We start from the raw sequence: 25505 nt of genomic DNA, 5'->3' as shown, positions 1-25505 counted from the left end.
AAGCATCACGAGCGATAACACAGACACAACACCAATGAATTTCGAATCCACCGAGGAGCGTTCGATGATTCGGTCGACCGCCGCGGACGTGGCGGCCGAGTACGGACCGGAGTACTGGCGCGAGAAAGAGGAAGCAGGCGAGTTCGGACAGGAGTTCTGGGACGAACTGGCCGCGGCCGGCTTCCATGGCTTGCTGGTCCCGCCGGAGTACGAAGGGGCTGGGATGGGCATACAGGAGATGGGGCTGGTCATGGAGACGCTCTGTGCCGAGGGCTGTGGCATGGCGGGCACCTGGTATCTGGTGCTCACCGCCGGCATGGCCGCCGTCGGCATCAACGAGAACGGGACAGAAGAGCAGAAACAGACCTATCTACCCGACATCGCCAACGGCAAGCGAAACTTCTCCATCGGGATTACAGAGCCCGAAGCCGGCACAAACACGCTGAATGTCGCGACCCGCGCCGAGAAAGACGGCGACGAGTACGTTCTGGACGGGAACAAGGCGTGGATCACCTTCGCGGACCGGGCTGATAACATGATCCTCGTCACGCGCACGACCCCACGCGACGAGGTCGAGCGCGGGACCGACGGCATAAGCCTGTTTATCGTCGATATGGACGACCCCGGCATCGACGTGTCACCGATTCCCAAACACGGAATCAACTACTCGAAGTCCTGTGAGGTCTTCATCGAGGACGTCCGGGTCCCCGAGGAGAACCTGCTGGGCGAGGAAGACAACGGCTGGTGGACCCTCGTCGATATGCTGAACCCGGAACGCATCGGCTTCGCGGCCGCCGGGACCGGCATCGGCAAGCTAGCCGCCGACACTGCTATCGAGTACGCCAGCGACCGGGAGGTGTTCGATGCGCCTATCGGGAGCCATCAGGCGGTCTCGTTCCCGATCACAAAGGCGTACGCCCGCATGGAAACGGCGGCCCTCATGCGCGAGAAGGCGTCCTGGCTCTACGATCAGGGCGAGGAGTGTGGGTACGAGACAAACGTCGCGAAGGCGACGGCCGTCAGTGCCGGTATCGAAGCGGTCAAGCAATCGATGCAGGCCTTCGGCGGCTGGGGCTACGCGAAGGAATACGACATCGAGCGGTGGTGGCGTGAAATCAACCTGACGCGGCTGGCCCCGGTCTCCCAGCAGATGGCGTACAACCACATCGGGCAGCACCTCGGCTTCCCAAGATCCTACTGATGTTCGAGAAAGTCCTTGTCGCAAACCGCGGCGAAATCGCGGTTCGTGTGATGGCTGCGTGTGAAGAGCTGGGTATCGAGACGGTCGCCGTCTACAGCGACGCCGACCGCAACGCCGGCCACGTCGAGTACGCCGACGACGCGTACAACGTCGGTCCGGCACCTGCAAGCGAGTCGTACCTCGACCAGACAGCGATCCTCGATGTCGCTGAGCGAGCCGGGGCCGACGCGATCCATCCCGGGTACGGCTTCCTCGCCGAAAACGCCGCGTTCGCCAGCCGCGTTGAGGCTACCGACGGTATCACCTGGGTCGGCCCGCCGAGCGACGCGATGGAGACGCTGGGTGAAAAGACGAAAGCCCGGACGGTGATGCAGGAGGCTGGTGTCCCAGTCGTCCCTGGCACGACGGATCTGGTCAGTGATCCGGACGAAGTGCGCGAACTGGGGGCCGAGTACGGCTACCCTATCGCAATAAAAGCCGAGGGTGGCGGTGGCGGTCGGGGCATGAAGATTGTCCGGAGCGAGGCCGAGGTCGAAGACGCACTCAAAAGCGCAAAGCGCGAGGGCGAAGCCTACTTCGGTAATGATTCGGTGTATGTCGAAAAGTACCTCGAAGCTCCGAAACACATCGAGGTGCAGGTGCTTGCGGACGAACACGGCACCGTCCGCCACCTCGGTGAGCGCGACTGCTCGCTCCAGCGTCGCCACCAGAAGGTCATCGAGGAGGCCCCGAGCCCGGCACTCGACGCTGACCTGCGTGCGGAAATCGGCGAGGCCGCCAGACGCGGTGTCAGCGAAGCCGGGTACACGAACGCCGGCACGGTGGAGTTCCTCGTCGAGGACGGGGAGTTCTACTTCATGGAGGTGAACACCCGCATTCAGGTCGAACACACCGTCACCGAGGCTGTGACGGGCATCGACATCGTTCGCTGGCAGCTCCGGGTGGCCGCAGGCGAGCAACTGGATTTCACACAGGACGACGTGTCGATAGACGGCCACGCCGTCGAGTACCGGATCAACGCGGAGAACCCGGCAGAAGACTTCACGCCGACACCGGGACCGCTGACGACGTACGCGCCGCCCAGCAGCATCGGTGTGCGGCTCGACCATGCAGTGTCACAGGGCGACGACATCGGGGGCGACTACGACTCGATGATCGCGAAGCTCATCGTCGCTGGCGAGGACCGGGACCACTGTCTGGCCCGGTCGAAGCGTGCTCTCGAGCATTTCACCGTCGAGGGGCTCCATACGACCATTCCGTTCCATCGGTTGATGCTGGACGATGACACCTTCCGCGCCGGGACGCACACGACGAAATACCTCGATCAGGAACTCGCCGATGATGCCCTCGATGCTGCTGTCGCACAATGGGGAACCGACGATATCGGCGGCGATGCCTCGTCAGCCGCGGCGGAGGAAATCGCTGTCGAAGTCGACGGGAAGCGCTTCGATGTCGTCGTCACGGACGGATTACCCCGCGTCTCCCGTGATGGCAACGCCAGTAGCGGCTCCGGTAGTGACGCTTCACGTGGCAACTCAGCCAGTGGCGGCACGGTAGACGTGACCACGTCGGGCGCGATTACGGCCGAGATGCAGGGAACTATCCTCTCGACCGAAGTCGCGCCCGGCGACGATATCGTTGCGGGCGATGTCGTCTGCGTGCTGGAGGCGATGAAAATGGAAAACGACGTTGTGGCATCCACGGGCGGCACTGTCGCGTCCGTCCCGATTGCGGAGGGCGATTCCGTAGACATGGGTGACACCCTAGTTGTACTGGAGGAGTAAGCATGCAAGTCAGAATTTCAGACGACGCGACCGAATCGGAAGCACAGGCCATTGCCGAGGCACTGGCGACACACTTCGAGGACGACATTACCCTCGTTGTCGACAGCGGCGAAGCGGTCGGCAGTGCCACGTACGACGACGCCCACCGGGACGAATCCACGGAACAGGTCGACGACGACCTCGGGCCGACCGAACGTGAGGAGGCCCTCCGTAAGGAGATTGAAGAGATCCACGAAGGCGGGCCCAAAAAGTACAAAGAGCAGTTGCCTGAGGAGGGTAAGCTGTTCGTTCGTGACCGTATCGACCTGTGGTTTGGCGACGATTTCCTCTTCGAGGACGGGACGTTCGCGGAATTCGACGCCGACGACCACCTCCCGGCTGACGGGCTCATCACGGGAGCCGCGGAGTTCGAGGGCCGTGACCTGCATTTCATGGCCAACGACTACACGGTCAAACGCGGCAGCATGGCCGCAAAGGGCGTCGAGAAGTTCCTCCGGATGCAACAGCGGGCGCTGAAAACCGGGCGTCCGGTGCTGTACCTGATGGACTCCTCAGGGGGCCGTATCGACCAGCAAACGGGCTTTTTCGCCAACCGCGAGGGTATCGGGAAGTTCTACTACAACCACTCGATGCTTTCGGGGCGGGTCCCGCAGATATGTGTCCTCTATGGGCCGTGTATCGCTGGCGCGGCCTACACGCCAGTTTTCGCGGATTTCACGGTCATGGTTCGGGACATGAGCGCCATGGCTATCGCCAGTCCCCGGATGGTCGAAATGGTCACCGGCGAAGAGATCAGCCTCGAAGACCTCGGCGGCCCTGCCGTCCACGCACAGCACTCCGGAAGCGCGGATCTCATTGCTGACGATGAAGAACACGCCCGGGAACTCGTCGCGCAACTCATCAGCTATCTGCCCGATAACGCCGATGAAGACCCGCCACAGACAAGCGGGACAGCTCCAAAGCGCTCGCCGGAAGGCATCGACGCCGTCGTCCCGGACAAGCCCAACAAAGGCTACGATATGTTCGACGTGATCGAGCGGGTCGTCGACGCCGGGTCGACGCTCGAACTCCGGCCCGAGTACGGCAAGGAGATCATCACGTCGTTTGCTCGGATAGACGGCCGCCCTATCGGAGTCATTGCTAACCAGCCGGCCCAGCGCGCCGGGGCTATCTTCCCGGACGCGGCGGAGAAAGCCGCTCAGTTCATCTGGACCTGTGACGCCTACAACATCCCGCTGTTGTACCTCTGTGACACGCCGGGGTTCATGGCCGGGTCTGGCGTCGAGAAGGAGGGCATCCTCGAACAGGGCAAGAAGATGATCTATGCCACGTCCTCGGCGACAGTGCCCAAGCAGTCAGTCGTAGTCAGGAAAGCTTACGGCGCGGGCATCTACGCGATGTCTGGCCCCGCGTACGACCCCGAATCGACAATCGGCCTTCCGAGCGGGGAAATCGCGATTATGGGTCCCGAAGCGGCTATCAACGCTGTCTACGCTCGCAAGCTCTCCGAGATCGACGACGAGGACGAACGACAGCAAAAGGAGCAGGAACTCCGCGAGGCCTACCGCGAGGATATCGACATTCATCGAATGGCAAGCGAGGTCGTCATCGACGACATCGTCCCGCCGAGCGACCTCAGAACAGAACTGACAAACCGGTTTGCGTTCTACGAGACTGTGGAAAAGGACCTCCCGGACAAGAAACACGGAACCGTTCTCTGAGCTATGACAGGACGCTACTACGAGGAGTTCGAGGTCGGCGAGACCATCGAACACGAGAAGCGCCGCACGATCAGCGAGCGCGACAATCAGCAGTTCTGTGATATGACGATGAACCAGCAGCCGCTCCATCTCGACGCCGAGTTCGCGGCCGAGACGGAGTTCGGCGAGCGACTGGTCAACGGCCTCTACACGATGAGTGTTGCTGTCGGGCTGACCATCCCAGAGACGACCGACGGCACTATCGTCGCGAACCTGTCCTACGACAGTGTCGAGCACCCGAACCCGGTGTTTCACGGCGACACGATCCGCGTACAATCGACCGTGACTGACAAACGCGAGACCAGTGACGGTGACCGCGGTATCGTTACGATGCACGTCGAGGTGTTCAAACTCACAGATTCGGACGACGTCCTCGTCTGTGAGTTCGACCGCACCGTGTTGTCGCTGAAACGGAACCACGCCGAGTGATGCTGTGACCGGTCGACCGACGAACCGCGGCTTCCAGTAAGCTATTCCGGCACACCGACGATCCAGCGCCATCGTTGCTCGAACGTGCCGTCGAGAGCGCTGAGGAGTTCGCTGGCGTGCCGCACTCGTCTCTCCGTCTCGAGTTTCGGATAGAGCCGTGCGGCCATCGCGGGAATCGCGTGGAACAGTCGGATGTTTTCGGCAGTCGTCGAAAACTGCCATGTGCCTGTTGTCGTCGAGAACTCACCTGCAAGGGCGCCTTCGAGCGCCGATGTGTCAGCCGGGGAGCGTGACGCACGCTCGAACTGTTCGAACACGTCGGTTCCGTCAGGATAAAACCAACCCAGCGGTGCAACAGCACCCACCACGCCGTTCGGGCGGAGGACTCTGGCGGCTTCCCGTACCGCGGCCGCTGGGTCAGGGACCAGAAAGAGCGAGGCGGTAAACGCCACCCCGTCGACAGACTGGCCACTGAGCGGGAGGTGGTCGAAATCGGCTTGCAGACGGGCAGTAGAGTCGATTTCGCGCAGCATCGCGCGACTGATATCGAGCGCAATAGTGTCCGCTGCCGTCTCGGTGAACACACGCGTGCTTACGCCTGTTCCAGCACCTGCATCGAGGACTGTCCCGAGTCCGCCGTCAGTCCGCGCGCCCATCTCAGCAGCGAGCAGACGAGCGAGCGAGGTGAAGCGATTAGTCCGTCGCTCGTACGTCGTATAGGCGTCGACGCTGGCATCGAAATTCCGCCGGACGACGTCTTTCATACACGACAGCACAGTCGAGTCTCAGATAGGTGTTGCCGTTGGCTACCGTTGACCTGCTTCGCGAGCGCGTTCGAGGACACGTTCTGCCTGTGCGATAAGCGGTGCGTCGATCATCTCCCCGTCGACCTCAAAAACGCCGGCATCTGTCTCATCGGCGGCCGTGACGACGCGTTCGGCCCAGGCGATATCCTCGTCACTCGGTGTGAACGCGTCGTTGATGACCGGGACCTGATCCGGATGGATCGCCATTTTCCCGTCGTACCCCAGCTGGGCAGCAAACTCAGTCGCTTCGCGGAGGCCGTCTAAATCGCCGTAGTCTGGGTAAATCGTATCGATTGCATCGACTCCGGCGGCGCTGGCCGCGACGACGACTCGCTGGCGCGCATAGAGCACCTCCCGTCCGTCGCTGGTCCGACTCGCACCGATGTCGGCCGCCAGGTCCTCGGCCCCGAACAGGAGGGCATCAGTGGCATCGGCGGCTGCAATCTCTGCCGCGTTGAGGACGCCGGCGGCTGATTCGACCAGCGCAAGCACTGGGAGGTCCGTATCGTGTTCTCTGAGGAGCCGTTCCAGTGCTTCGATGTCCTCGGCGGACCCGGCCTTCGGTAACATCACGCTGTCAGGCCCGGCGTCCGTCAGTATCGCAGCGAGGTCGGCTGTGGCACTGACTCCGACGGGATTGATGCGAACGCAGATGTGGCTGTCCGAACTGACAGCCGAGAGTACTGACTGCACAGATTTACGCGCCTGTTCTTTATCAGCCGGTGCAACCGCGTCTTCGAGGTCGAAAACGACCACGTCAGCGTCGCCACCAGCCGCTTTCCGCATCAACTCCGCGTTGTCACCCGGTGCGAACAGCACACTGCGACGAACCATGGCGGTGGCTTCACCCCCCAGTAGTAAGATGGTAGGGGATAGACGCCCGGCCATACCGGGGGTGACCGTGCTACTGACGAGCCCTCTGTCTGTCGCTGTCAGCAGCGGCGCTTCTCGACTCAGCTGGTGGTGTCACGAGTACGCGTTCACTCCGGCGGTATTCTGCACAGTACAAACAGGCATGGATTTTTATGATATTGGGTAAAAGCTCCCTCTGTGACAACCGACCTCCCCGGCGTCGCCGACAGGCAACTATTCGACACGCACGCGCATCAGCCGACCAGTGAGTTCCTCCACGACGCCGGCGGCGAAATGATGCAAGACGCCGCCGACCGCTTTGGGACTGACTTGGAGACGTGGGACTACGAAGAGATGCTCGCGGAGTACCACGAGGCAGGTGTCGGTGGCGCTGTCCTGCTTGGCTGGGACGCGGAGACGAACACCGGGAACCCGCCCGTCCCCAACGACTACGTCGCCGAGGTCCGGGACGAGTATCCCGACTTCTTCGTTGGCTTCGGAAGCGTCGACCCGTTGAAAGACGACTGCGTGCAGGAGGCGGTCCGGTGCGTCGAGGACCTGGACCTCTCGGGGTTCAAGTTCCAGCAGATCGCACAGGGCTTTGACCCCTCGGACGAACGCCACGACCATCTCTGGAGTACTATCGAAGACCTCGGCGTTCCCGTCGTCTTCCACGGCGGGAACTCGACACTGGGTGCCTGTAGCGCCGGCGGCCGGGGCCTGAAAGTCAAATACGGCAATCCGATGCTTATCGACGACGTGGCCGCCGCCCATCCGGACCTCGACATCCTTATCGCCCATCCCGCCTTCCCCTGGGAGAAAGAACAGTTGGCGATCTGCCAGCAGAAGGGCAACGTCTACATGGACCTCTCGGGCTGGGTGCCGAAGTATATCGACGACCAAGTACTTCATTACGCCGGCACAGTCCTCAAAGACAAGGTGATGTTCGGCACCGATTATCCGATGATTGACCCCGAAACGTGGCTCGAATCGTTCGCTCGCGACACCGACTTTGACACCGATGTCCAGCGGAAGATTCTGTTCGAAAACGCCCAGGACTTTTTCGACCGCTAGTCGAAATCCGGGGTGCGTCCGTCCAGAAACGCCTCGACACCACGTGAATGAGCCGGCGTATCGTACGCCAGTGACTGGATGCGTGCCTCTCGGCGCAGCCCGGATTGCAGGGACTGGCCGATGTTGTCGTGAATCGCCTCCTTCGCCAGCCCGAGGTTCGCCGTCGGTTGTGCCCGAAGCGTTTCCAGCAGGTCGGCCGTCCGCGCATCGAGTTCGGCCGGTTCGACCGCCTCGTTGATCAGGTCCATCTCGGCGGCGGCCTCGGCGTCGATCAGCTTCCCGGTGAACGCGAGCTCTTTTGTTTTCCTGAGCCCGATGAGCCGGGGGAGTATCGCGGTCGCGCCCATATCCGGCACGAGGCCGACGCTGATGAACGACGCACCGAACCGGGCGGACTGGGCGGCGTACGCGAAATCAGCGACAGCCACGAGCGACAGCCCGGCACCGACTGCATCGCCGTTGACTTTCGCGACGACAGGCACCGGGGCTGCGAGGATATTGCTTGCCACCCGGCCCAGTGTCGTCCGGACTCGCTCGTAGGCTTCCGGTGTCGATTCCTCGCGCTCGCTCATCGCCTCGATATCCCCGCCGGCACTGAACGCATCGCCGTCGCCGGTGAGGAGGATGGCGTCGTGCGTCGCCGGGTCGAGGTCAGCGAGCGCATCAGCGAGCTCAGCTGCGACCGCCCCGGTCATCGCGTTTTTGACATCGGGACGGTCGAATACGATCCGTCGAACAGCGCCGTCTTCAACGCGCATGGTCGTACTCACACGCCCGGGCACTTTACTGTCCGTCGTCGCTCGGACAGCAGTTCGTGTCACTCTTTGCTGTCGCCCGGACGGCCTCCGTCGGCATCGCCGAACAGCTGTGTGAAAAGCGAGTGCTGTGCGCGGTGGAGTCGTTCGAGGAACGCGGACTTACTGATACCGAGCTCGGCGGCGACTTCACTAGCGGTGGTCTGTCGTGGGACGACGAAGTAACCCATCTCGACCGCGTAGCGGAGACTTTCCGCCTGTGCTGGGGTCAGGTCCCACTGCTGTGCGATAGACGCGTCCTCTGTTGCACGCAGTGCGTACACGCGCTGTAGTTTCACGCCGACAGTTTCACCGGCCGTCTCCATGACCGTCTGGAGAATGTCGTGGCCCACTACAGCGCCAGCTAAGATTGCGTTTCCGTCCCGATACGTCAGTGACTCAACCATGAAACCCGCGCTGATGAGTTTATGTACAACACACTGCTGGAGCGACAGACACCGGTAATTGTACCGACCGTCGGTAACTGACTGGTAGAGATAGCGGATCCGGTCGTCGCCGTCGAGGTAGTCACTGAGCTCCTCACCCCCCCGAGTGCTGAACCGCAACAATACGTTATGATCATCTCGGAGGAGAGGCGGGGCCGCCTCGATGGATGTCCCCGTGGCACTGCTCGCATCCGCCAGCGGGCAGTCGTCGCCCTCGATGCGAAACTCGACCATGAGACACTCCTCTATCATTACCTCGTATAAGTGCGGATATACTTATAAAACCCGTCTATATAGGGGCAAATTAGTAAGATAATTCCTCACAATCTATAGGATAGATATGAACGTCGACGAAACCAAAGCCCGCGCCGGACCCCGGGAATTCAGTCCGAAAGACGACCTCCCCGAAGAGTATCGGAAGGCAGCGACGCGGATGCTCGAGTTCCACGCCAACAGCGAAATCATGGGGGCGTTCCTCGAACGGCCCTTCATCAGAAAAGCACCGAGTATCGAGCGAAAGATGGCCTTCAGCGCGAAGGTGCAGGACGAAATCGGTCACGGGCAGATGCTCTACCGAGCGGCGGAGTCGCTCGGAATCAAGACCCGTGAAGAGATGCTTGACGACCTGGCAAACGGGGACGGAAAGTTCCTGAACTGCTTCCATTATCCGATGGAGAGCTACGTCGAGACGCCGATGATCGCTTTCTTCGTCGATGGGGCCGCAATGCGCCGCCAGGCGACCCTGAAAAAGTCCAGCTGGGAGCCATACGCCCACGCGATGGACAAGATCTGCTTCGAAGAGGGGATGCACGTCAAGCACGGTGAGTCGATTCTCCGCGAACTGATGAACGGGTCCCGGAAGGAACAGCGCATGGTGCAGGAGGCCTTCGAAGAGTGGTGGCCCCGAATCCTGCAGTTCTTCGGCCCGACCGACGACCAGAGCACCCATCACGACTTCGCCGCGGAGGTCGGGCTGAAGACGTGTACGAACGACGAACTTCGGAACGCGTTCCTGAACACGTACATCCCGAAAGCCAAGAAATACGGACTGGAGATGCCTGATGAGCCACGCATCAGGGACAACGGTGACGGGACCTACGAGGTCGTCGAAGACGACCTCGACTGGGACGAGTTCTTCACTGTCTCACAGAACGAATACGACGGCAGCATCGAACAGATCAGCGGTCGCCGGCAGGCGCAGGAAGCGGTGCAGTGGGTCCGCGACATGATGGACGACCAGACGACCACGAACAGCGGCCCGCAGTCACAGGCAGCGGACTGAGAACAATGATCTGGGAAGTATTCCGACAACAGAGTCCGGACGCAGATTTCGTTCACTGCCGGGACGTCCACGCCCCCGACCGAGAGATGGCAAAGCAGTTCTCTGTCATCCAGCACGGACGGCGGAAGCCGACCCACGCGCTCTGGGTTGCCCCACAGGAGAAAATCACACAGGTCGACCCTGACGCAGAGGGACACGAAGAGGTCGGGGACAGCGCCGGGGCACCGTGGGCTGTCTTCCGGCAGGACCAGCCCGGCGGGTATCACACGCACTGCGGTGATGTCGAAGCCGATAGCACCACTGAGGCAGAACAGGCGGCGATTGCGGCGTTCACCGATGACGACCCCAACAGTCTCTGGGTCGTACAGCACCAGTACATCGGCGAAGTCACCGAGGATGACGTGAGCTTCGGTGGGACGACCAACAAGTCCTACCGGTTCGCACAGACGTACAACGTCAATCCGGCCGCTGAGGAGGTCGAAGCCTCCGAGTCTGAGCAGATCGAAGCGGAAAAACAGCGAGGTGAGATCTAATGGCAACAACGGAATCCGACCTCGGCGGTCCAGCCGACCTCTCCGAGGAAGAACAGCGCGCAGTCGAGGCACAGCTGCTCCGACTTGCTGATGACGAGTTCATTCAGGCTGAACGCTACACCTTCTGGCAGGTGCGTGCGCCGACGCTTGAATCGGACCTCTCGATTTCGAACAACGCACAGGACGAACTGGGGCACGCACGACTGTGGTACGACGCAGTGCAGCAACTCGGCTATTCCGAGGAGTCGCTCATCTACGAGAGCGACCCCAGCGACTTCCAGCACAGCACGCTCGTCGAGTTACCGTTCGCGGAAGGTGACTGGGCCGACGCCATCGTCAGAGCGTACTTCTACGACGTTGCCGAAGACATCCGCCTCTCCGCGCTTGAGAACTCATCGTACGAGATCATCCGGAACAGAACAAGTCGTATTCAGGGCGAGGAAGGCTATCATCTTGAACACGCCGAAAGCTGGCTGGACCGGATGGCACTGGACGACGAAGCCGGCGAACGCGTTCAGGCGGCTATCGATGAGCTCTATCCGTATGCCCTCACATTGTTCGAACCTGTCGGCGACGTAGAGAACGACATCGAACGACTGGGCATCCGAACGATGACCCTCGACGAGATGCGTACCGAATGGGAGACACGCGTCGACTCGTTCCTGACTGGACTTGGGTTCGACGTGCCGACCGACGCTACCCCTGCAACGCCGGCAGGCCGGGATAACGAACACACTGACCACTGGCATGACCTCCACGACGAAATGACTGCCAGTTACCGAAATCTGGGGCGTGACAAAGCGACGCTGATAATGGCGGACGACGATGAGTAGTGACTACGACCGGCCACGCGGGGACGCTGATGCCACTGCGTGCTCGTATACCGACTACGAGACGAAAGACCACGCAGCGGACGACGTGCCAGCCACGGGCGAGGATGCTGACGGCATTGAGCGTGATGTGTGGGCGGCCCTGTATCAGGTCGAGGACCCGGAGATGCCAGTCAGTATTGTCGATCTGGGGCTCATATACGGGCTCGACGTGTCCGACGGCGACGTTACAGTCGACATGACGCTCACCTACAGCGGCTGTCCGGCGCGCGAGATCATCCTCGATGAAGTCGAGGCGGCCGCCGAGAGCGTCGACGGAATCGAGACCGCTTCGATCCGCCTTGTCTGGTCTCCGGACTGGTCGATTGATCTGGTCACAGACCAGGGCAAAGAAGCGCTGCGGGACTTCGGAATGAGTTTCGACGGATGAGTGAACCAGACCCCAGCGTCACGACCAGCGGCGAACAGACGGGCGCTGAGTGCCCGTACTGTAACTCGACCGACACCGAGCGGAAACACCCACGCGGGCCATCGCGGTGCCAGTCGATTCATTACTGCAACGAGTGCTTACAGCAGTTCAAGAAGTTCGAGTAAGCAGGTCTTACTCGTTAGAGCTGCCTTCGAGGGTCCATACTGTGAAACAGAGCAGCGGTTCTATCCATGCAACTGTTACTGGCGGTCCGCCCACGACTCGTCGGTGGGAGATTCAGCCAAGGTTGATGTGGACGTTTTTGACCTCTGTGTAGCTCTCGATGGCCTGCTCACCCTGTGCGCGGCCGTGGCCGCTCTGTTTCGTGCCACCAAAGGGGGTCTGTGGCCAGGTGTTGGGCGTCTCGTTGACCATCACCATCCCGTAGTCAAGCCTGTCTGTGACGGTGTGTGCGCGAGTCAGGTCGTTCGTCCAGACACAGGCGGTGAGGCCAAACGGTGAGTCGTTCGCGACCTCGACGGCCGCTTCTTCGTCGCTAACTTCGATTGCGGTGAGAACGGGACCGAAAATCTCCTCCTGTGCAATCGTCATCTCGTTGTCCACGTCGGCAAAGACGGTCGGCTCGACGAAGTGACCGGTATCTCTGTCTGCAGGAACGCCGCCGCCGGCCACGACAGTTGCTCCTTCCTGCTTGCCGGTCTCGATGTAGTCGAGAATCTCCTGTTGCTGGCCCGCGCTGACGACTGGTCCCATCTGGCCATCGTCGTCGATGCCGCCGCCGAGTGGGATGTTTTCAGCGATTTCAGCCATTCGGGAGACCATCTCGTCGTAGACGTCTTCGTGGACGACAATACGCGAGTTCGCCCAGCACATCTGCCCGGCGTTCATGAAGATTCCGTACTGGATGCCGCGGGCGGCGGCATCGAGGTCCGCGTCCGGGAACACAACGGCCGGGCCTTTCCCGCCGAGTTCGAGCGTCACGTCGGCGACTGCGTCGGCAGCGGTGCGCTGGACGGTCTTTCCGACACCCGTACTCCCGGTGAAAGTGACGTGGTCGACGCCCTCGTGCCCGGTGAGTGCGTCACCAGCCTCGGATCCCTTCCCGGGAACGACGTTGACGACACCGTCCGGAAGACCCGCTTTTTCTGCGGCTTTCGCGTAATACAGTGCCGACAGCGGCGTCATGGCGGACGGTTTGAGGATAACGCTGTTCCCCGCTGCCAGTGCCGGTGCCACGCCGCGGCCGGCGAGCTGGAACGGGTAGTTCCACGGCGCGATGTGTGCGGTCACACCGACTGGCTCACGAACGGTGTAGTTGAGCCGGCCGTCTTCGACGGGGATTTCGTCACCGCGGATCTTGTCCGTCCACCCGGCGTAGTGGCGGAACGTATCGGTGACCATGTCGATCTCCAGCCCGGCTTCGAACGGCGTTTTCCCGTTGTCGTGGGATTCAACCATGGAAAGTTCGTCTTTCATCGCCTCGATGGCGTCGGCCATGGAATGGAGCTTCGCCCGGCGCGTTCCCGGGTCCATCGTCGCCCACTCTGAACCGTCTGCGACGGCCGCCTGTGCTGCCTGCACCGCCGCATCGATATCGGACGCCTCGGCTTTCTGTACTGTTGCGTAAGTCCGTTCAGTTGCTGGGTCCTCCGTTGCAATGCTGTCGCCGTTGGTCGCTTCTCGCCATTCTCCACCGATATACAGGTCTGTCGGACCGGTGTACTCCATTGCAATAACAGAGGGAGTGCGCGGCGTCTTAGTTGTTATTATTGATTATTAACGTTTGGCTGGCGGGAGCGCTATCCTCGAACTCCAAGTCGCACAATCGAGGGACTACCCGCTATCGATGCATCGCTTTCTGACACGTCAGCTGACTCACTCGCGTTTCTTTATGAGGAACTTCATATCGCCCTCGAAGACGACGGTCCCGTCCTGATTTTCCATTTCGGTGTCGAGGACGACTAATCCGGCGTCGTCGCGCCCGACCTCTTTGGTTTTGTCAACGACGATCTCTAACTGGAGCGTATCACCGATGTGAACCGGGTTCGGGAGGTCCATGTAGTTCATCCCGAGAAACGCGAATGCGGTCCGTTCGACGATGCCGGTCCGATAGACGAAGCCGGTCGCCTGCACGAACGTCATTGGACCGTGTGCGATTCGCTCACCGAACTCCTGTTCTTCCGCGTATTCCTTGTTCGTATGCAGCTCTGTCCAGTCTCCCGACAGGGCAGAGTGCATGACGAAATCTGACTCGGTGACTGTCCGGCCGACGCTGATAAACTCCTGACCCGCTTCGAAGTCCTCGAAGTGGTGTGGCTCGTAGCTGTACGCCATAGTTTGTCATCTAATAGCAGCCATTTATATTTTTACGCTTCCCTGACAGCACTGGCAGTGACCGGTATATATTTAGTATTCCTGACGGAATCACAGGCCGTATGTCCGGTGTCGCTGACGAAGTCAGAGAGCGTATTGAATCGGACGCGTACTGCGAAACCCTCGGCATTGACCTGGTCGAACTTGATTCGGGGTACGCCCAGACTGAGCTGACGATTACCGAGGACCTGTTGAACTTTCATGGGACACCCCATGGCGGGGCAATCTACTCACTCGCCGACGCAGCGTTCGCCGCGGCGTCGAACTCACATGGCGAGGCGGCGGTTGCACTGGAGACGAACATCTCGTACCTAGACGCCGTCGACACCGGTGAAACGCTGTCTGCGGTCGCTGAAGAGACGCATCTCGCGGACAGTACCGCAGAGTACGAAATCACGGTAACTGCACAGGACGACGAGCGCATCGCGACGTTTCGTGGACGAGTCTACCGGCCCTGACAGCTAATCACGGTGGTCGTAGACGCGCTTTACCTTCCCGACCTGCGTTCGCTCGATGCTTCCGGGCGCAACGAGTTCGAGTTCGTCTGGGGTGAACGCGAGTACGTTTTCCAGACGCTCGATGATTTCGTCTTCAAGTGCTTCGTTGCCCGGGCCTTGCTCCGCAGTCCGTTCGATGGTGAGTTCTAGAACGTCGAGGTTATCCTCTTCGTAGAGGTCAATCCGGTAATGCGGAGCGACGCCGTCGATGTCCAGCACAGCGTGTTCGATCTCGCTGGGGTAGAGGTTCACACCGCGGACGATAAGGAGGTCGTCGGTCCGACCGGTGACGTTGTCCATCCGTACCATCGTCCGTCCACACGCACACTCGTCGTAGTTCAGCGTCGTGAGATCACCGGTCCGGTACCGGAAGACCGGCAACGCTTCTTTCGTGAGTGTCGTGAGGACGAGCTCACCCTCCTCGCCTTCCTCGACTGGCTCTTTCGTGTGTGGATCGATGACCTCCGGGTAGAAGTGGTCCTCCCAGATATGGAGCCCGTCCTGCGCCTCGTGGCATTCACACGAGACACCGGGACCGATGATCTCCGAGAGTCCGTAAATATCGATGCCGTCGACGCCCAGTCGCTCTTCAATCTCCGCCCGCATCGGATCGGTACACGGTTCGGCTCCGAAGATAATCGTCGAAATCGGCAGCTCTCTGGGGTCGTGGCCCATCTCCTCGGCTGTTTCGGCGAGGTAGAGTGCATACGACGGAGTGCACGTGAACACATCGCTCTCTAGGTCGGTCATTAGCTCGACCTGTCGCTGTGTCTGGCCGCTCCCAATGGGAATAACCGAAGCCCCCAATTCCTCAGTTCCGTAGTGGAGCCCCAACCCGCCGGTGAACAACCCGTACCCGTATGCGTTCTGGACGGTGTCGCCCGCTTCGGTACCGCTCGCAGCCAGCGAACGTGCGACAACTTCACTCCACGTGTCGAGGTCGTCATCCGTGTACGAGACGATTTTGGGTTTGCCGGTCGTCCCAGATGACGCGTGGATGCGGGCAACGTTTTCATCGTCTACGGCGAACAGGCCGTCGGGGTACTCGTCGCGGAAATCCTCTTTTGTCGTCATCGGCAACTTTGCGATGTCGTCGATGCTCTGGATATCGTCGGGCGAGACGCCCGCCTCGTCGAGCTTTTCCCGGTAAAACGGGACGTTCTCGTAGGCGTGTGCGACAATCCCCTGTAATCGGTCAGTTTGTAACGCACGCAGCTCCGTACGGTCAGACGCCTCCAGTGGCTTGTACACCATCGTCAATGATAGAATGGAATGAGAGTGATAAAATGGTTTGGGATTGGTCACTCCGCTGCCAGTTGCGTACGTGCTGTGCGACTATCGGCAAGTGATGCAAAGCTATTTTTCAGTACCTTCAGAGTTCTATGTATGCGGGACGCGTATATCATCGGCGCCGGGCAAACGCCGTTTGGCTCGATGCCCGAAGAGAGTTATAGATCACTGTTCGACCACGCAGTCAGCGAAGCCGTCGACAGTGTCGACCACGGCATCGATACGGATGCGATAGATGAGGCGGTCGTCGGCTCACTCGGTGTGGGCGGTCGACAACTCGGTCTCTCGGGACCGGCAGCAACCGAACACGCCGGACTGCACGGCATCCCCAGCGTGCGCGTCGAAAATGCCTGTGCCGCGTCTGGCTACGCCGTCCGTCAGGCAGTGCAGGCCGTCAAAAGCGGGATGGCCGACGTGGCGCTGGCTGGCGGCGTCGAAGTCATGACAGACATGAGCAGCGACGTGACGAAGTACTGGCTCGGCGTCTCCGGCGAAACAGAGTGGGAACGGCTGACCGGGACGACGTTTTCGGGCGTCTACGCACAGATGGCAAGCGCGTATCTACGGGAATACGAGGCAAGCGAGGAGCATCTCTCGATGGTAGCGGTCAAGAACCACCGGAACGGCGCAAAAAATCCGAAGGCCCATCTGGGCTTTGAGTGCTCCTTAGAAGACGCCGCCAGCGCACCCGTTGTCGCGGACCCGTTGAACCTCTATCACTGCTGTCCAACCTCCGACGGCGCAGCCGTTGCTCTCGTCGCCAGTGCGGATGTCGTTGAGCAGTACACTGACGACCCAATTCGGGTCGCCGGAGTCGGCGCAGCCAGCGACCGGGTCGGGCTCTTCCAGCGAGACAGCTACACCGCGGTCTCTGCATCGGAAGCCGCTGCAACCACGGCCTATGATCGTGCTGGCGTCGTCCCAGACGACCTCGACTTCGCTGAGGTACACGACTGCTTCACGATTGCCGAACTGCTTGCCTACGAGGACCTCGGCTTCTGTGACCGCGGCGAGGCCCCACAGTTGCTGGAACAGGGAACGACCGAAGCTGACGGAGCCATGCCGGTCAATCTCTCCGGCGGACTGAAATCGAAGGGTCACCCTATCGGCGCAACTGGGGCCGGCCAGATTGTCGAGGCGTTCAAACAGCTCACCGGTCGCGCCGCGGACCGACAGCTAGCGGCCCCGAAGTACGGGCTGACTCACAATGTGGGGGGAAGCGGCGGTAGTGCCGTTGTTCATATCCTCGAACGGGAGGCCGCACGATGACCGCGTCGGGGCTCGCGGCCATCGGTGCGTACGCGCCTCGCCTACGGATCGACGCCGCGGAGTTCGAAGCTGCTTGGGGCCGATTCGATGCAGCGGGAATCGATGCGAAGGCGGTCCCCGACGCCGACGAGGACGCGGTCACGATGGGTGTCGAAGCAGCCCGTCGTGCGCTAACTGCGGCCGACGCGTCCGGCACGGATGTCGCGCACCTGGCCTTTGCGACGACGACACCGCCGATGGCGGAAGAGGACCTTGCGGCGCGACTCTGCAGTATTCTCAACGTCCCTGATGATGCCAAGACCCAGACGATGACCGGCTCCACACACACCGGGGCGCAAGCACTGGACGCAACCATGGACGGCGGCCCGTTCGGAGACGGCATCGGTCTCGTCATCGTCAGCGACTGTCCGCGGGGCGATCCTGACAGCGAGGTCGAACACGCCGCCGGTGCCGGGAGTGTTGCGCTCGTTGTCGATGATGACGGTCCCGGAGCCGTCGTTGACCGGGCGTCACACACGGAGGCGTACCCCGGAACACGGTTCAGAACGGGCGGGGACGACCGGACGACCGGTCTTGGCGTGACGCAGTACGACCGTGAGGCGTTTATCACCACGCTCGGCAGTGCGGCGGAACGACTGGCCGTGCCGATAGATGACCTCGATGCGGCAGCAGTTCAGTCTCCGGACGGAAAACTCCCCTATCGGGCGACTGGTGCACTCGGGGTCGACGCAGAGACCATCGCTGCCGCGGACACAGTCAGTACGCTCGGGGATACCGGCGCGGCAAGTGCATTCCTTGGAGCGGCAACAGCGTTCGCGGACGACGCCGAGCGTGTGTTGATCGCCGCGTACGGAAGCGGAGCAAGTGCGACGCTGTTCGTCGCCACTGGTCCTGTTCCGGTCGAAACTGCGCTTGATGGTGCTGTCTCGCTGTCCTATGCCGAGTACCTCAGGCGGCGTGGCGAGATTACGCGCGACGAACCAGAGGGTGGCGGAGCGTACGTCAGTGTCCCGTCCTGGCAGCGGACGATTCCGCAACGTCACCGACTCGTCGCCGGCCGGTGTGTTGCCTGTGGCGCGTTGAATTTCCCGCCGACCGGGGCCTGCAACGACTGTCACGAGCGCACCGGTGATTTCGAGGCTGTCGAACTGCCCGGGACAGGGACAGTTGCGGCAGTAACGACGATCGAACAGGGCGGTGCACCGCCGGAGTTCGTCGCGCAGCAGTCCAGCAGCGGCGAGTTCGATAGCGCTATCGTCGCGCTTGATGGCCCATCTGGCGAGCAGACCGTGAGCGTCCCCGCACAGGTGCTCGATACAACCGACGAGGTCACCATCGACACACCTGTCGTGCTGACGACGCGGCGCATCTACACGCAGGAGGGGGTCATCAGATACGGCTTCAAAGCGCAGGTCGCCAGCCAGCGCCGGTAGCCGCCACGATCAGAGACGCTCGAACACAACCGCGACGCCCTGACCGAAGCCAACACACATCGTCGCCAGACCATGCGTCGCGTCCTGCCGCTGCATCTCGTGGAGTAACGTTGTCGTGATTCGTGCCCCCGAACAGCCAAGGGGATGGCCGAGCGCGATGGCCCCACCGTTGACGTTGAGCCGGCTGTCTGGAATCTTCAGCTCGCGCTTACAGTGAAGGCTCTGCGCGGCAAAGGCCTCGTTGAGCTCCACGAGGTCGATATCACCGATTGTCAGGCCGGCGTCGTCTAGCGCGGTACGCGTCGCCGGGATCGGTCCCCGACCCATGACCAGCGGATCGACACCGGCGACAGCGCGCGTCTTGACCCGCCCAAGAATGTCTAGACCGTGCTGGTCTGCGTACGCTGCCGAGGTGACGAGCATCCCGGCCGCGCCGTCGGTCAGCGGTGATGCGTTCCCCGGCGTGACCGTCGCTGCCTCGTCGTCGCGGAACACCGTCGGGAGTTCGCTCAACTGCTCGGCTGACGTGTCTGCTCGCGGTGTTTTGTCGCTCTCGACCGCTGTCTCGTCGGCGTGGACTGGCACGGTCTCTGCGTCGAACCGGCCGTCTTCCATCGCCGTGACCGCACGCTCGTGTGACCGCACCGCGAACTCATCCTGGGCTTTACGGCTGATATCGTGGTTACGGGCGATGGTTTCGGCCGTCTGTCCCATCGGCAGCCTGTCGGGGTCGTACCGCTGTTCGATAGCCGGATGGAGCCAGTCCGAGAAGGGGACGGTACTCATGTGCTCGACGCCGGCGACCGGATACACTTCACCGTCACCCGTCTCGATGGCGCGAGCGGCGTCAACAAGTGTTGTCAGCGACGACCCACACAATCGGGTTGTTGTCGCTCCGGGCACCGTTTCAGGGAACCCGCCGGCGAGTATCGACTGCCGGGCGAGGTTTCGGCCCTGCGCTGCCTCTTGGTTTGCACACCCGAGTCGGAAGTCGTCCCACTCGGTGGCCGGGACACCGGTCCGGTCACCGAGTGCAGCAAGCACCGTGGTGACGAGGTCTTCGGGATGTGTCCCGGCCAGTGCGCCATCCTTCGGCACCTGTGGCGTCCGTACGGCGTCGACAACAACGGCTTGCGAGTCGGAAGCAGTCATCCTCACCGACTCCTATCGTGGCCGCTGTAATAAATACAGGTCACGCTGGGGTGAGATGCAAGCAACGTTTTTATCCTTTGCTACTGTGCTGAGAAATGATGCACGTAGCCATTCTAGGCGCCGGTACCATGGGCCACGGTATCGCTCAAGTGTCGGCAATGGCCGGTCACGACGTCTCTCTCCGCGATATTGAGGCGGATATCGTCGATGACGGCCTGGCCGCCATTGAGTCGAATCTGCAAGAGGGTATCGCCCGGGAGAAAGTGAGTGAGTCCACGGCCGAGGCAACGCTAAACCGCCTCACTGGAACAACGTCGCTGGAGGAGGCCGTGACCGGGGCAGATCTTGTTCTGGAAGCAGTCCCCGAGGACATGGAGATCAAACACGAGACGCTCACCGAGGTCGAATCCCACGTCGACCCGGCGACGCTGATCGCTTCAAACACCTCCTCGCTGTCACTGACTGAGATAGCGAGCGCTCTTGACTACCCGGAACGAGCTATCGGCCTCCACTTCTTCAATCCGGTACACATCATGGCACTCGTCGAGATCGTCGTCGCGGAACAGACGAGTACCGAGACGGTCTCGCGTGCTCGGGAGTTCGTGCACGGGATCGATAAGACACCGGTGGAGGTGGCTGATGCACCGGGCTTTGCCTCCTCCCGGCTCGGTGTCTCGCTGGGCGTCGAAGCGATGCGGATGGTACAGGAGGGCGTTGCAACACCGGGGGACATCGATACCGCCATGGAACTCGGCTACAATCACCCGATGGGACCGATCGAACTCGGCGACGTCGTCGGTCTCGACGTCCGACTCGACATCCTCGAATACCTGCGTGCGGAACTCGGTGAACGGTTCCGCCCGCCACAGATTCTGAAACGGAAGGTCCGTGCGGGCAAACTCGGCAGGAAATCCGGCGAGGGGTTCTACGTCTGGGAGGATGGCGACATCGTCGGCACCAGCGGCGACTGGGGGGACGCATGACGGACCTCGCCGACGCCGCGGCGGACTGTGAAACGGTTTCGGTGAGCGTCGGCGACCGCGTCGAGAACGTCGCCACTGTCGAGTTGCACCGGCCGGAGGCCCGAAACGCGCTCAACAGCCAGTTGCGGTCGGAGTTCAAACAGGTCTTCGACGCAATCCCAGACAGTGGCGTCCGTGCTGTCGTGTTGACTGGCGCGGCAGACACCGGCGCATTCGTTGCCGGTGCGGACGTGACAGAACTCCGCGAGCGGGATATGCTGGAGCAACGGGAGGCGAGTAAGCGGCCCCGGGTCTACGAACACGTCGACGAGTGTCCGATGCCGGTCATCGCTCGCATCAACGGGCACGCACTCGGCGGCGGCTGTGAGCTGATTCAGGCGGCCGACATCCGGATCGCGCACACGGACGCGAAGTTCGGCCAGCCGGAGATCAACCTCGGCATCATGCCCGGCGGTGGCGGCACACAGCGATTGCCGCGTCTGGTCGGGGAAGGCCACGCGATGCGGCTGATACTCACCGGCGAACTCATCGACGCGACGGAGGCCGCCGACATCGGCCTCGTCGACGAGGTCCACGACGACGACTCCTTCGACGAGCGGGTCTACGACATAGCGTCGTCGATTGCCGAGAAAAGTCCCGCAGCACTCGAACTCGCAAAGAAAGCCGTCCGTGCCAGTTCCCGCATGGACCTCGAAGCCGGCATCGAGTACGAGGCTGAACTGTTCGCACAGCTGTTCGCAACTGGCGACAAGGACGAAGGAATCGACGCGTTCCTCGAAGACAGAGAGCCGAAGTGGGCCAGCGAGTGAGCGTGCCTTGTCCCCGGAACGGGGAACCCCGCTCGGTTGCGGCCATGCCCAGCGAAACACAGCTCGAAAACGTCCCGTTGCTCCGCTAGAACCGCGCCGCCGGCCTTACGGATGGGCCATGTTTATCCCGATCTCGTTGACGACGCCCAGTAGCAGCGTCGGCAGTTCGTCCCGGAGAATCGTGCCCTCAAGTCGGCTTGCCGGGCCGGAGACGCTGATCGCCCCGATGGCAGTATCGTTTTCGTCCGTAATCGGCGCACCGACCGCGTGCAGTCCCTCCACAGACTCCTGAAAGTTGAACGCGTAGCCGCGGTCACGTATCGCCTCGATTTCCTCCCAGAGCTCGTCCCTGTCGGTAATGGTCTGTGGCGTCCGGCCGGGCAGGCCATGTCTGTCGATTGTTTCTGTGATCTGGCTATCCGGAAGGTGTGCGAGTATCGCCTTCCCTGCGGCGTGCTGGTGGAGATAGTTCCGGTGGCCGACCCGGGCGTACGTCTGTACCGAGTGTTTGCCCTGCGCGCCGTAGATGTGGACGCTGCGGCCGTGCTCTTCAACTGCACACCAGATTTTCTCCTCAGTCTCCTCTGCAAGTTCGTCGACTCTCGGCTTCGCCTCGTCGTAGAGCCGGTACTTGTTCCGCGCCACTTCGCCGTAGTCCAGAAAGCGGATCCCGAGCTGATACTCGTTGTCGTCCTCGACGAGGAGGCTATTGGCCGCGAGTGTCTTCATATATCTGTGCGTTGTACTCTTCGCACAGTCGAGGTGGGCTGTCATTTCAGACACCGTGGCCGTGTCGTGCGCTTTGAGATACTCCATGATCTCGATTGCTCTCTCGATTGTTCCGACCGGCCTGTTGACAGCGGGCGGGATTGCCATACGTACACACATGACTAATCGGCTTACAAGTGTTTTGTTCGAGTAGCTTGAATCAGTGGCGGCCCTGTCAGACCGGCAGCTAAAAGCCACTCCGAGTCGACGTGGTGTACGCATGACAAAAATCGTCGATTTGCTCGTCCGGAGAGATGGCTACACTCACGAGGAGTTCGCCGACCGATGGCAAGGCGACCACTCGGAGCTGGCGAAGGATCTGCCGGGACTGCAACGCTACGTGACATCTGTGCCGACAGACCCGGAGCGAGCGGCCTACGACGGCGTGCTCGAACTCTATTTCGAGGACATGGACGCACTCAGCGAGGCGTTCGATTCCGACCTCGCCGAGCGGGTGCAGGCCGACGCGGCTGAGTTCATCGATCTGGAGGCCGGTCCCCGGCTTATTGTCGAGGAGACGGTCCAGTTAGACGAGAGAGCCGACTGAGACAGTCCCGTTCTCGCCTCTGTAGCACTCTCACCCCTCATAGTGTAACCTGTGTATAAATAGTAAAATACTAATAATTCTGTTACACAGATAATCACAGGCATGGCAACCGAACCCAAAGAACAGGTCGGTCACCCACTCGACCCGCTCACTCCGGACGAGATTGAACTCGCAGGTGACCTCCTGACCAGTACGAGTGAGTTCACTGATGGCGCACGCATCGTCAAAATCGAACTCGATGAACCGTCGAAAGACGCCATCACTGCCCACGAGGAACATGGGCGGGAGATCGAACGGCAGGCCTTCGCGGTCATCCGCGACAGCCCAGAGCGGAAGACGTACGAAGCAACCGTTTCGCTCGAAGCTGAGGAGATCAGTTCGGTCGAGCACATCGAAGGCGCACAGCCCTCCATCGCTATCGAGGAGTTCATCGAGTGTGAACAGACGGTGAAAGCACACGAGGAGTGGCAGGCCGCTCTCGAGGACCGGGGTGTTGTGGACACCGAGCGAGCCATGGTTGACCCGTGGTCGGTCGGGTACGACTTCATTCCCGAACACATCGACCGCGACCGTCGGCTTGCTCACGGTCTGACGTACGTACGACCGAGTGCGGATGACGGCGACGAGGGCTACGCCAAGCCAGTTACCGGCCTGCACGTCTACGTCGACTTAGACGAGATGTCTGTCGTCGAGGTCGTGGATAACGGGCCGCCGGATGAAGACCACCCGCTGCCACCCGAGGAGATGGCATATCGCGAGGCGGACATTGACCTGCGGGACGACCTGAAACCGTACGACGTTGTGCAGCCGGACGGGCCGTCGTTCGACGTGTCCGGTCACAGGGTCGAGTGGCAAAACTGGGAGTTCCGGGTCGGGTGGACCCAGCGTGAGGGGCTCGTCTTGCACAACGTCGGCTACAACGATGACGGGGAGTTCCGCAAGATTCTGCACCGGGCATCGCTTGCTGAAATGTCCGTCCCATACGGGACGCCTGATCAGAACGACCGGTTCAAAAACGCCATGGACGCCGGCGAGTACAACATCGGCCGGATGGCGAAGTCCCTGGAGAAGCGGTGTGACTGTCTGGGCTATATGCATTACTTCGATGCGGTGATGAACACGATGGACGGTGCTGTCAATGTCCTCCCCAACGCTATCTGTATGCACGAAGAAGACTACGGTTTGCTGTGGGAACGTTCCGACTGGCGCACCGAGAGCGCCGAATCCCGCCGTAACCGTCGCCTTGTCGTCTCGTTCATCGCCGCTGTCGGCAACTACGACTACGGCTTCTACTGGTACTTCTATCAGGACGGCTCCGTGCAGGTGCAGGTACGCCTGACTGGCATCGATAACGTCTCCGCGGCACCGAAAAACAAGGACGTCAAAGGCTATTCTGAGCTAGTCGCACCTCAGCTGAAAGCCCCAATTCACCAGCACTTCTTCAATTTCCGACTGGACTTCGACATCGACGGGACCGAGAACAACGTCTACGAAGTCGAGAACCAGACGGTGCCGAGTGGGCCGCAAGGTTTCAGTCCGCACGCGGACCCATCGGCGGAAACACCCAACCCGGGTGGCAACGCCTTCTACGCGGAAGAGCGTCAGTTAGAGAGTGAACAGGAGGCACAGCGGCTTATCAACCCGCTCGACGGGCGCTACTGGAAAGTCACGAACCCAACCGAGACGAACCGCCTGGACAACGAGGTCGGGTACCGTATCGAACCCCACGAGAACGTCAAAGCCGCCCAGCAGGACGACAGTAGCGTCATTCGGCGCTCCGGCTTCGTCAAGAACCATCTCTGGGTTACCCCACACGACGAGAACGAGATGTTCCCCGCCGGCGACTACCCGAATCAGGCTGAAGGCCCCGCGGGGCTCCCGGTCTGGACCGAGGCGGACCGCGACCTCACCGATGAAGACCTCGTCGTCTGGTACACGCTCGGGAAAAACCACGTTACGCGACCGGAGGACTGGCCGGTGTTGCCGGTACAGATGGCCAATCTCAAGCTAACCCCTGACAACTTCTTCGGCCAGTCGGAAGCCCTTGACGTACCGCCCGAGCACGTTATCAACGAAGGCCACACCGTCCCTTCACGCGATGAGTTCGACGACGAGACGCCGGAAAGCAGGGGCGAGGCTGCTGACGACGACTGAGAGCGCACT

General features: G+C 61.3%; 26 protein-coding genes. 17 read left to right on the top strand and 9 right to left on the bottom strand.

What is annotated here, in order from left to right:
• The first annotated feature begins 34 nt into the window (after positions 1 to 34).
• From C437_RS13230 to C437_RS13215, 4 genes are read left to right on the top strand one after another with little or no spacing between them, the layout of a single operon-like run.
• On the top strand, positions 35 to 1201 hold the full coding sequence (locus C437_RS13230; RefSeq protein ID WP_004517471.1) for an acyl-CoA dehydrogenase family protein: 1167 nt from the start codon (positions 35 to 37) through the stop codon (positions 1199 to 1201).
• Entirely contained in the window at positions 1201 to 2985 is a 1785-nt protein-coding gene (locus C437_RS13225) for an acetyl/propionyl/methylcrotonyl-CoA carboxylase subunit alpha (RefSeq protein ID WP_004517470.1), read from the top strand. Before C437_RS13230 ends, C437_RS13225 begins: the two co-directional genes overlap by 1 nt.
• Positions 2986 to 2987: 2 nt before the next feature.
• Complete coding sequence (locus C437_RS13220; RefSeq protein ID WP_004517469.1) at positions 2988 to 4706, top strand: acyl-CoA carboxylase subunit beta; 1719 nt, start codon at positions 2988 to 2990, stop codon at positions 4704 to 4706.
• A 3-nt stretch (positions 4707 to 4709) separates the two neighbouring features.
• Positions 4710 to 5174 carry a MaoC family dehydratase gene (locus C437_RS13215; protein ID WP_004517468.1) on the top strand — a complete coding sequence of 155 codons (465 nt, stop codon included), beginning with the start codon at positions 4710 to 4712 and terminating at the stop codon, positions 5172 to 5174.
• 41 nt (positions 5175 to 5215) lie between these two features.
• Here the strand turns inward: C437_RS13215 and C437_RS13210 are convergent, their stop codons facing one another.
• Positions 5216 to 5938, bottom strand: a complete 723-nt coding sequence (locus tag C437_RS13210) for a class I SAM-dependent methyltransferase (protein ID WP_004517467.1) — start codon at positions 5936 to 5938, stop codon at positions 5216 to 5218.
• Between the two features lie 42 nt (positions 5939 to 5980).
• Positions 5981 to 6814, bottom strand: a complete 834-nt coding sequence (locus C437_RS13205) for an HpcH/HpaI aldolase/citrate lyase family protein (RefSeq protein ID WP_004517466.1) — start codon at positions 6812 to 6814, stop codon at positions 5981 to 5983.
• Positions 6815 to 7030: 216 nt separating this feature from the next.
• Between C437_RS13205 and C437_RS13200 the strand changes: the two genes are divergently transcribed.
• Positions 7031 to 7906 carry an amidohydrolase family protein gene (locus tag C437_RS13200; protein WP_004517465.1) on the top strand — a complete coding sequence of 292 codons (876 nt, stop codon included), beginning with the start codon at positions 7031 to 7033 and terminating at the stop codon, positions 7904 to 7906.
• Here C437_RS13200 and C437_RS13195 read toward each other — a convergent pair.
• Positions 7903 to 8664: an enoyl-CoA hydratase/isomerase family protein gene (locus C437_RS13195; protein ID WP_049919797.1), complete on the bottom strand. Its 762-nt coding sequence runs from the start codon at positions 8662 to 8664 to the stop codon at positions 7903 to 7905. The genes C437_RS13200 and C437_RS13195 overlap by 4 nt on opposite strands.
• Before the next feature lie 59 nt (positions 8665 to 8723).
• Entirely contained in the window at positions 8724 to 9380 is a 657-nt protein-coding gene (locus tag C437_RS13190) for a helix-turn-helix domain-containing protein (RefSeq protein WP_004517463.1), read from the bottom strand.
• Between the two features lie 106 nt (positions 9381 to 9486).
• Here C437_RS13190 and paaA point away from each other — a divergent pair, with 106 nt between their 5' ends.
• From paaA to paaE, 5 genes are read left to right on the top strand one after another with little or no spacing between them, the layout of a single operon-like run.
• The gene (gene paaA / locus C437_RS13185) at positions 9487 to 10428 is read left to right on the top strand and encodes a 1,2-phenylacetyl-CoA epoxidase subunit PaaA (RefSeq protein ID WP_004517462.1); all 942 of its coding nucleotides are present in this window, start codon (positions 9487 to 9489) and stop codon (positions 10426 to 10428) included.
• A gap of 5 nt (positions 10429 to 10433) precedes the next feature.
• Complete coding sequence (locus tag C437_RS13180) at positions 10434 to 10961, top strand: phenylacetic acid degradation B (RefSeq protein ID WP_004517461.1); 528 nt, start codon at positions 10434 to 10436, stop codon at positions 10959 to 10961.
• Entirely contained in the window at positions 10961 to 11794 is an 834-nt protein-coding gene (gene paaC, locus C437_RS13175) for a 1,2-phenylacetyl-CoA epoxidase subunit PaaC (protein WP_004517460.1), read from the top strand. Before C437_RS13180 ends, paaC begins: the two co-directional genes overlap by 1 nt.
• The gene (gene paaD / locus C437_RS13170) at positions 11787 to 12221 is read left to right on the top strand and encodes a 1,2-phenylacetyl-CoA epoxidase subunit PaaD (RefSeq protein ID WP_004517459.1); all 435 of its coding nucleotides are present in this window, start codon (positions 11787 to 11789) and stop codon (positions 12219 to 12221) included. Before paaC ends, paaD begins: the two co-directional genes overlap by 8 nt.
• The gene (gene paaE, locus C437_RS20655) at positions 12218 to 12385 is read left to right on the top strand and encodes a 1,2-phenylacetyl-CoA epoxidase subunit PaaE (protein ID WP_004517458.1); all 168 of its coding nucleotides are present in this window, start codon (positions 12218 to 12220) and stop codon (positions 12383 to 12385) included. Before paaD ends, paaE begins: the two co-directional genes overlap by 4 nt.
• Positions 12386 to 12497: 112 nt before the next feature.
• Here the strand turns inward: paaE and C437_RS13165 are convergent, their stop codons facing one another.
• Together C437_RS13165 and C437_RS13160 are read right to left on the bottom strand one after the other, a co-directional pair.
• Positions 12498 to 13949, bottom strand: coding sequence for an aldehyde dehydrogenase family protein (locus C437_RS13165; RefSeq protein WP_004517457.1), 1452 nt, complete (start codon positions 13947 to 13949; stop codon positions 12498 to 12500).
• Between the two features lie 147 nt (positions 13950 to 14096).
• Positions 14097 to 14555, bottom strand: coding sequence for a MaoC family dehydratase (locus C437_RS13160; protein ID WP_004517456.1), 459 nt, complete (start codon positions 14553 to 14555; stop codon positions 14097 to 14099).
• Between the two features lie 101 nt (positions 14556 to 14656).
• Here C437_RS13160 and paaI point away from each other — a divergent pair, with 101 nt between their 5' ends.
• Positions 14657 to 15052, top strand: a complete 396-nt coding sequence (gene paaI, locus C437_RS13155; RefSeq protein WP_004517455.1) for a hydroxyphenylacetyl-CoA thioesterase PaaI — start codon at positions 14657 to 14659, stop codon at positions 15050 to 15052.
• A 3-nt stretch (positions 15053 to 15055) separates the two neighbouring features.
• Here the strand turns inward: paaI and paaK are convergent, their stop codons facing one another.
• On the bottom strand, positions 15056 to 16345 hold the full coding sequence (paaK, locus tag C437_RS13150) for a phenylacetate--CoA ligase PaaK (RefSeq protein WP_004517454.1): 1290 nt from the start codon (positions 16343 to 16345) through the stop codon (positions 15056 to 15058).
• A 132-nt stretch (positions 16346 to 16477) separates the two neighbouring features.
• Here paaK and C437_RS13145 point away from each other — a divergent pair, with 132 nt between their 5' ends.
• Both C437_RS13145 and C437_RS13140 read left to right on the top strand, forming a co-directional pair.
• Positions 16478 to 17650 carry a thiolase domain-containing protein gene (locus C437_RS13145; protein WP_004517453.1) on the top strand — a complete coding sequence of 391 codons (1173 nt, stop codon included), beginning with the start codon at positions 16478 to 16480 and terminating at the stop codon, positions 17648 to 17650.
• A complete protein-coding gene (locus C437_RS13140) occupies positions 17647 to 19083 on the top strand; it encodes a zinc ribbon domain-containing protein (protein ID WP_004517452.1) in 1437 nt (478 codons plus the stop codon). The genes C437_RS13145 and C437_RS13140 overlap by 4 nt, the downstream gene beginning before the upstream one ends.
• 9 nt (positions 19084 to 19092) lie before the next feature.
• Here the strand turns inward: C437_RS13140 and C437_RS13135 are convergent, their stop codons facing one another.
• Positions 19093 to 20235: a thiolase family protein gene (locus tag C437_RS13135; protein ID WP_004517451.1), complete on the bottom strand. Its 1143-nt coding sequence runs from the start codon at positions 20233 to 20235 to the stop codon at positions 19093 to 19095.
• 98 nt (positions 20236 to 20333) lie between these two features.
• Here C437_RS13135 and C437_RS13130 point away from each other — a divergent pair, with 98 nt between their 5' ends.
• Both C437_RS13130 and C437_RS13125 read left to right on the top strand, forming a co-directional pair.
• Positions 20334 to 21218: a 3-hydroxyacyl-CoA dehydrogenase family protein gene (locus C437_RS13130; protein WP_004517450.1), complete on the top strand. Its 885-nt coding sequence runs from the start codon at positions 20334 to 20336 to the stop codon at positions 21216 to 21218.
• Positions 21215 to 22027, top strand: coding sequence for an enoyl-CoA hydratase/isomerase family protein (locus C437_RS13125; RefSeq protein WP_004517449.1), 813 nt, complete (start codon positions 21215 to 21217; stop codon positions 22025 to 22027). The genes C437_RS13130 and C437_RS13125 overlap by 4 nt, the downstream gene beginning before the upstream one ends.
• Positions 22028 to 22132: 105 nt before the next feature.
• On the opposite strand, the gene C437_RS13120 is transcribed toward C437_RS13125, so the two are convergent.
• Entirely contained in the window at positions 22133 to 22903 is a 771-nt protein-coding gene (locus C437_RS13120) for an IclR family transcriptional regulator (RefSeq protein WP_004517448.1), read from the bottom strand.
• A gap of 112 nt (positions 22904 to 23015) precedes the next feature.
• Between C437_RS13120 and C437_RS13115 the strand changes: the two genes are divergently transcribed.
• Entirely contained in the window at positions 23016 to 23342 is a 327-nt protein-coding gene (locus tag C437_RS13115) for an EthD domain-containing protein (protein WP_004517447.1), read from the top strand.
• Positions 23343 to 23444: 102 nt separating this feature from the next.
• Positions 23445 to 25496 (top strand): primary-amine oxidase, encoded by a 2052-nt coding sequence (locus tag C437_RS13110; RefSeq protein ID WP_004517446.1) that lies wholly within the window; start codon positions 23445 to 23447, stop codon positions 25494 to 25496.
• The last annotated feature ends 9 nt before the right edge of the window (positions 25497 to 25505 follow it).

Source organism: Haloarcula vallismortis ATCC 29715 (assembly GCF_000337775.1).
Lineage (GTDB): Archaea > Halobacteriota > Halobacteria > Halobacteriales > Haloarculaceae > Haloarcula > Haloarcula vallismortis.
Note: the sequence above shows the minus strand (reverse complement) of the source record. Positions and strands in the feature narration are given on the sequence as shown.

Bases quoted from the DNA above. Each gene is read 5' to 3' on its own strand.
- C437_RS13230 (WP_004517471.1), top strand. From the start codon at position 35: ATGAATTTCGAATCCACCGAGGAGCGTTCGATGATTCGGTCGACCGCC.
- C437_RS13225 (WP_004517470.1), top strand. From the start codon at position 1,201: ATGTTCGAGAAAGTCCTTGTCGCAAACCGCGGCGAAATCGCGGTTCGT.
- C437_RS13220 (WP_004517469.1), top strand. From the start codon at position 2,988: ATGCAAGTCAGAATTTCAGACGACGCGACCGAATCGGAAGCACAGGCC.
- C437_RS13215 (WP_004517468.1), top strand. From the start codon at position 4,710: ATGACAGGACGCTACTACGAGGAGTTCGAGGTCGGCGAGACCATCGAA.
- C437_RS13210 (WP_004517467.1), bottom strand. From the start codon at position 5,938: ATGAAAGACGTCGTCCGGCGGAATTTCGATGCCAGCGTCGACGCCTAT.
- C437_RS13205 (WP_004517466.1), bottom strand. From the start codon at position 6,814: ATGGTTCGTCGCAGTGTGCTGTTCGCACCGGGTGACAACGCGGAGTTG.
- C437_RS13195 (WP_049919797.1), bottom strand. From the start codon at position 8,664: ATGCGCGTTGAAGACGGCGCTGTTCGACGGATCGTATTCGACCGTCCC.
- C437_RS13190 (WP_004517463.1), bottom strand. From the start codon at position 9,380: ATGGTCGAGTTTCGCATCGAGGGCGACGACTGCCCGCTGGCGGATGCG.
- paaA (WP_004517462.1), top strand. From the start codon at position 9,487: ATGAACGTCGACGAAACCAAAGCCCGCGCCGGACCCCGGGAATTCAGT.
- C437_RS13180 (WP_004517461.1), top strand. From the start codon at position 10,434: ATGATCTGGGAAGTATTCCGACAACAGAGTCCGGACGCAGATTTCGTT.
- paaC (WP_004517460.1), top strand. From the start codon at position 10,961: ATGGCAACAACGGAATCCGACCTCGGCGGTCCAGCCGACCTCTCCGAG.
- paaD (WP_004517459.1), top strand. From the start codon at position 11,787: ATGAGTAGTGACTACGACCGGCCACGCGGGGACGCTGATGCCACTGCG.
- paaE (WP_004517458.1), top strand. From the start codon at position 12,218: ATGAGTGAACCAGACCCCAGCGTCACGACCAGCGGCGAACAGACGGGC.
- C437_RS13165 (WP_004517457.1), bottom strand. From the start codon at position 13,949: ATGGAGTACACCGGTCCGACAGACCTGTATATCGGTGGAGAATGGCGA.
- C437_RS13160 (WP_004517456.1), bottom strand. From the start codon at position 14,555: ATGGCGTACAGCTACGAGCCACACCACTTCGAGGACTTCGAAGCGGGT.
- paaI (WP_004517455.1), top strand. From the start codon at position 14,657: ATGTCCGGTGTCGCTGACGAAGTCAGAGAGCGTATTGAATCGGACGCG.
- paaK (WP_004517454.1), bottom strand. From the start codon at position 16,345: ATGGTGTACAAGCCACTGGAGGCGTCTGACCGTACGGAGCTGCGTGCG.
- C437_RS13145 (WP_004517453.1), top strand. From the start codon at position 16,478: ATGCGGGACGCGTATATCATCGGCGCCGGGCAAACGCCGTTTGGCTCG.
- C437_RS13140 (WP_004517452.1), top strand. From the start codon at position 17,647: ATGACCGCGTCGGGGCTCGCGGCCATCGGTGCGTACGCGCCTCGCCTA.
- C437_RS13135 (WP_004517451.1), bottom strand. From the start codon at position 20,235: ATGACTGCTTCCGACTCGCAAGCCGTTGTTGTCGACGCCGTACGGACG.
- C437_RS13130 (WP_004517450.1), top strand. From the start codon at position 20,334: ATGCACGTAGCCATTCTAGGCGCCGGTACCATGGGCCACGGTATCGCT.
- C437_RS13125 (WP_004517449.1), top strand. From the start codon at position 21,215: ATGACGGACCTCGCCGACGCCGCGGCGGACTGTGAAACGGTTTCGGTG.
- C437_RS13120 (WP_004517448.1), bottom strand. From the start codon at position 22,903: ATGGCAATCCCGCCCGCTGTCAACAGGCCGGTCGGAACAATCGAGAGA.
- C437_RS13115 (WP_004517447.1), top strand. From the start codon at position 23,016: ATGACAAAAATCGTCGATTTGCTCGTCCGGAGAGATGGCTACACTCAC.
- C437_RS13110 (WP_004517446.1), top strand. From the start codon at position 23,445: ATGGCAACCGAACCCAAAGAACAGGTCGGTCACCCACTCGACCCGCTC.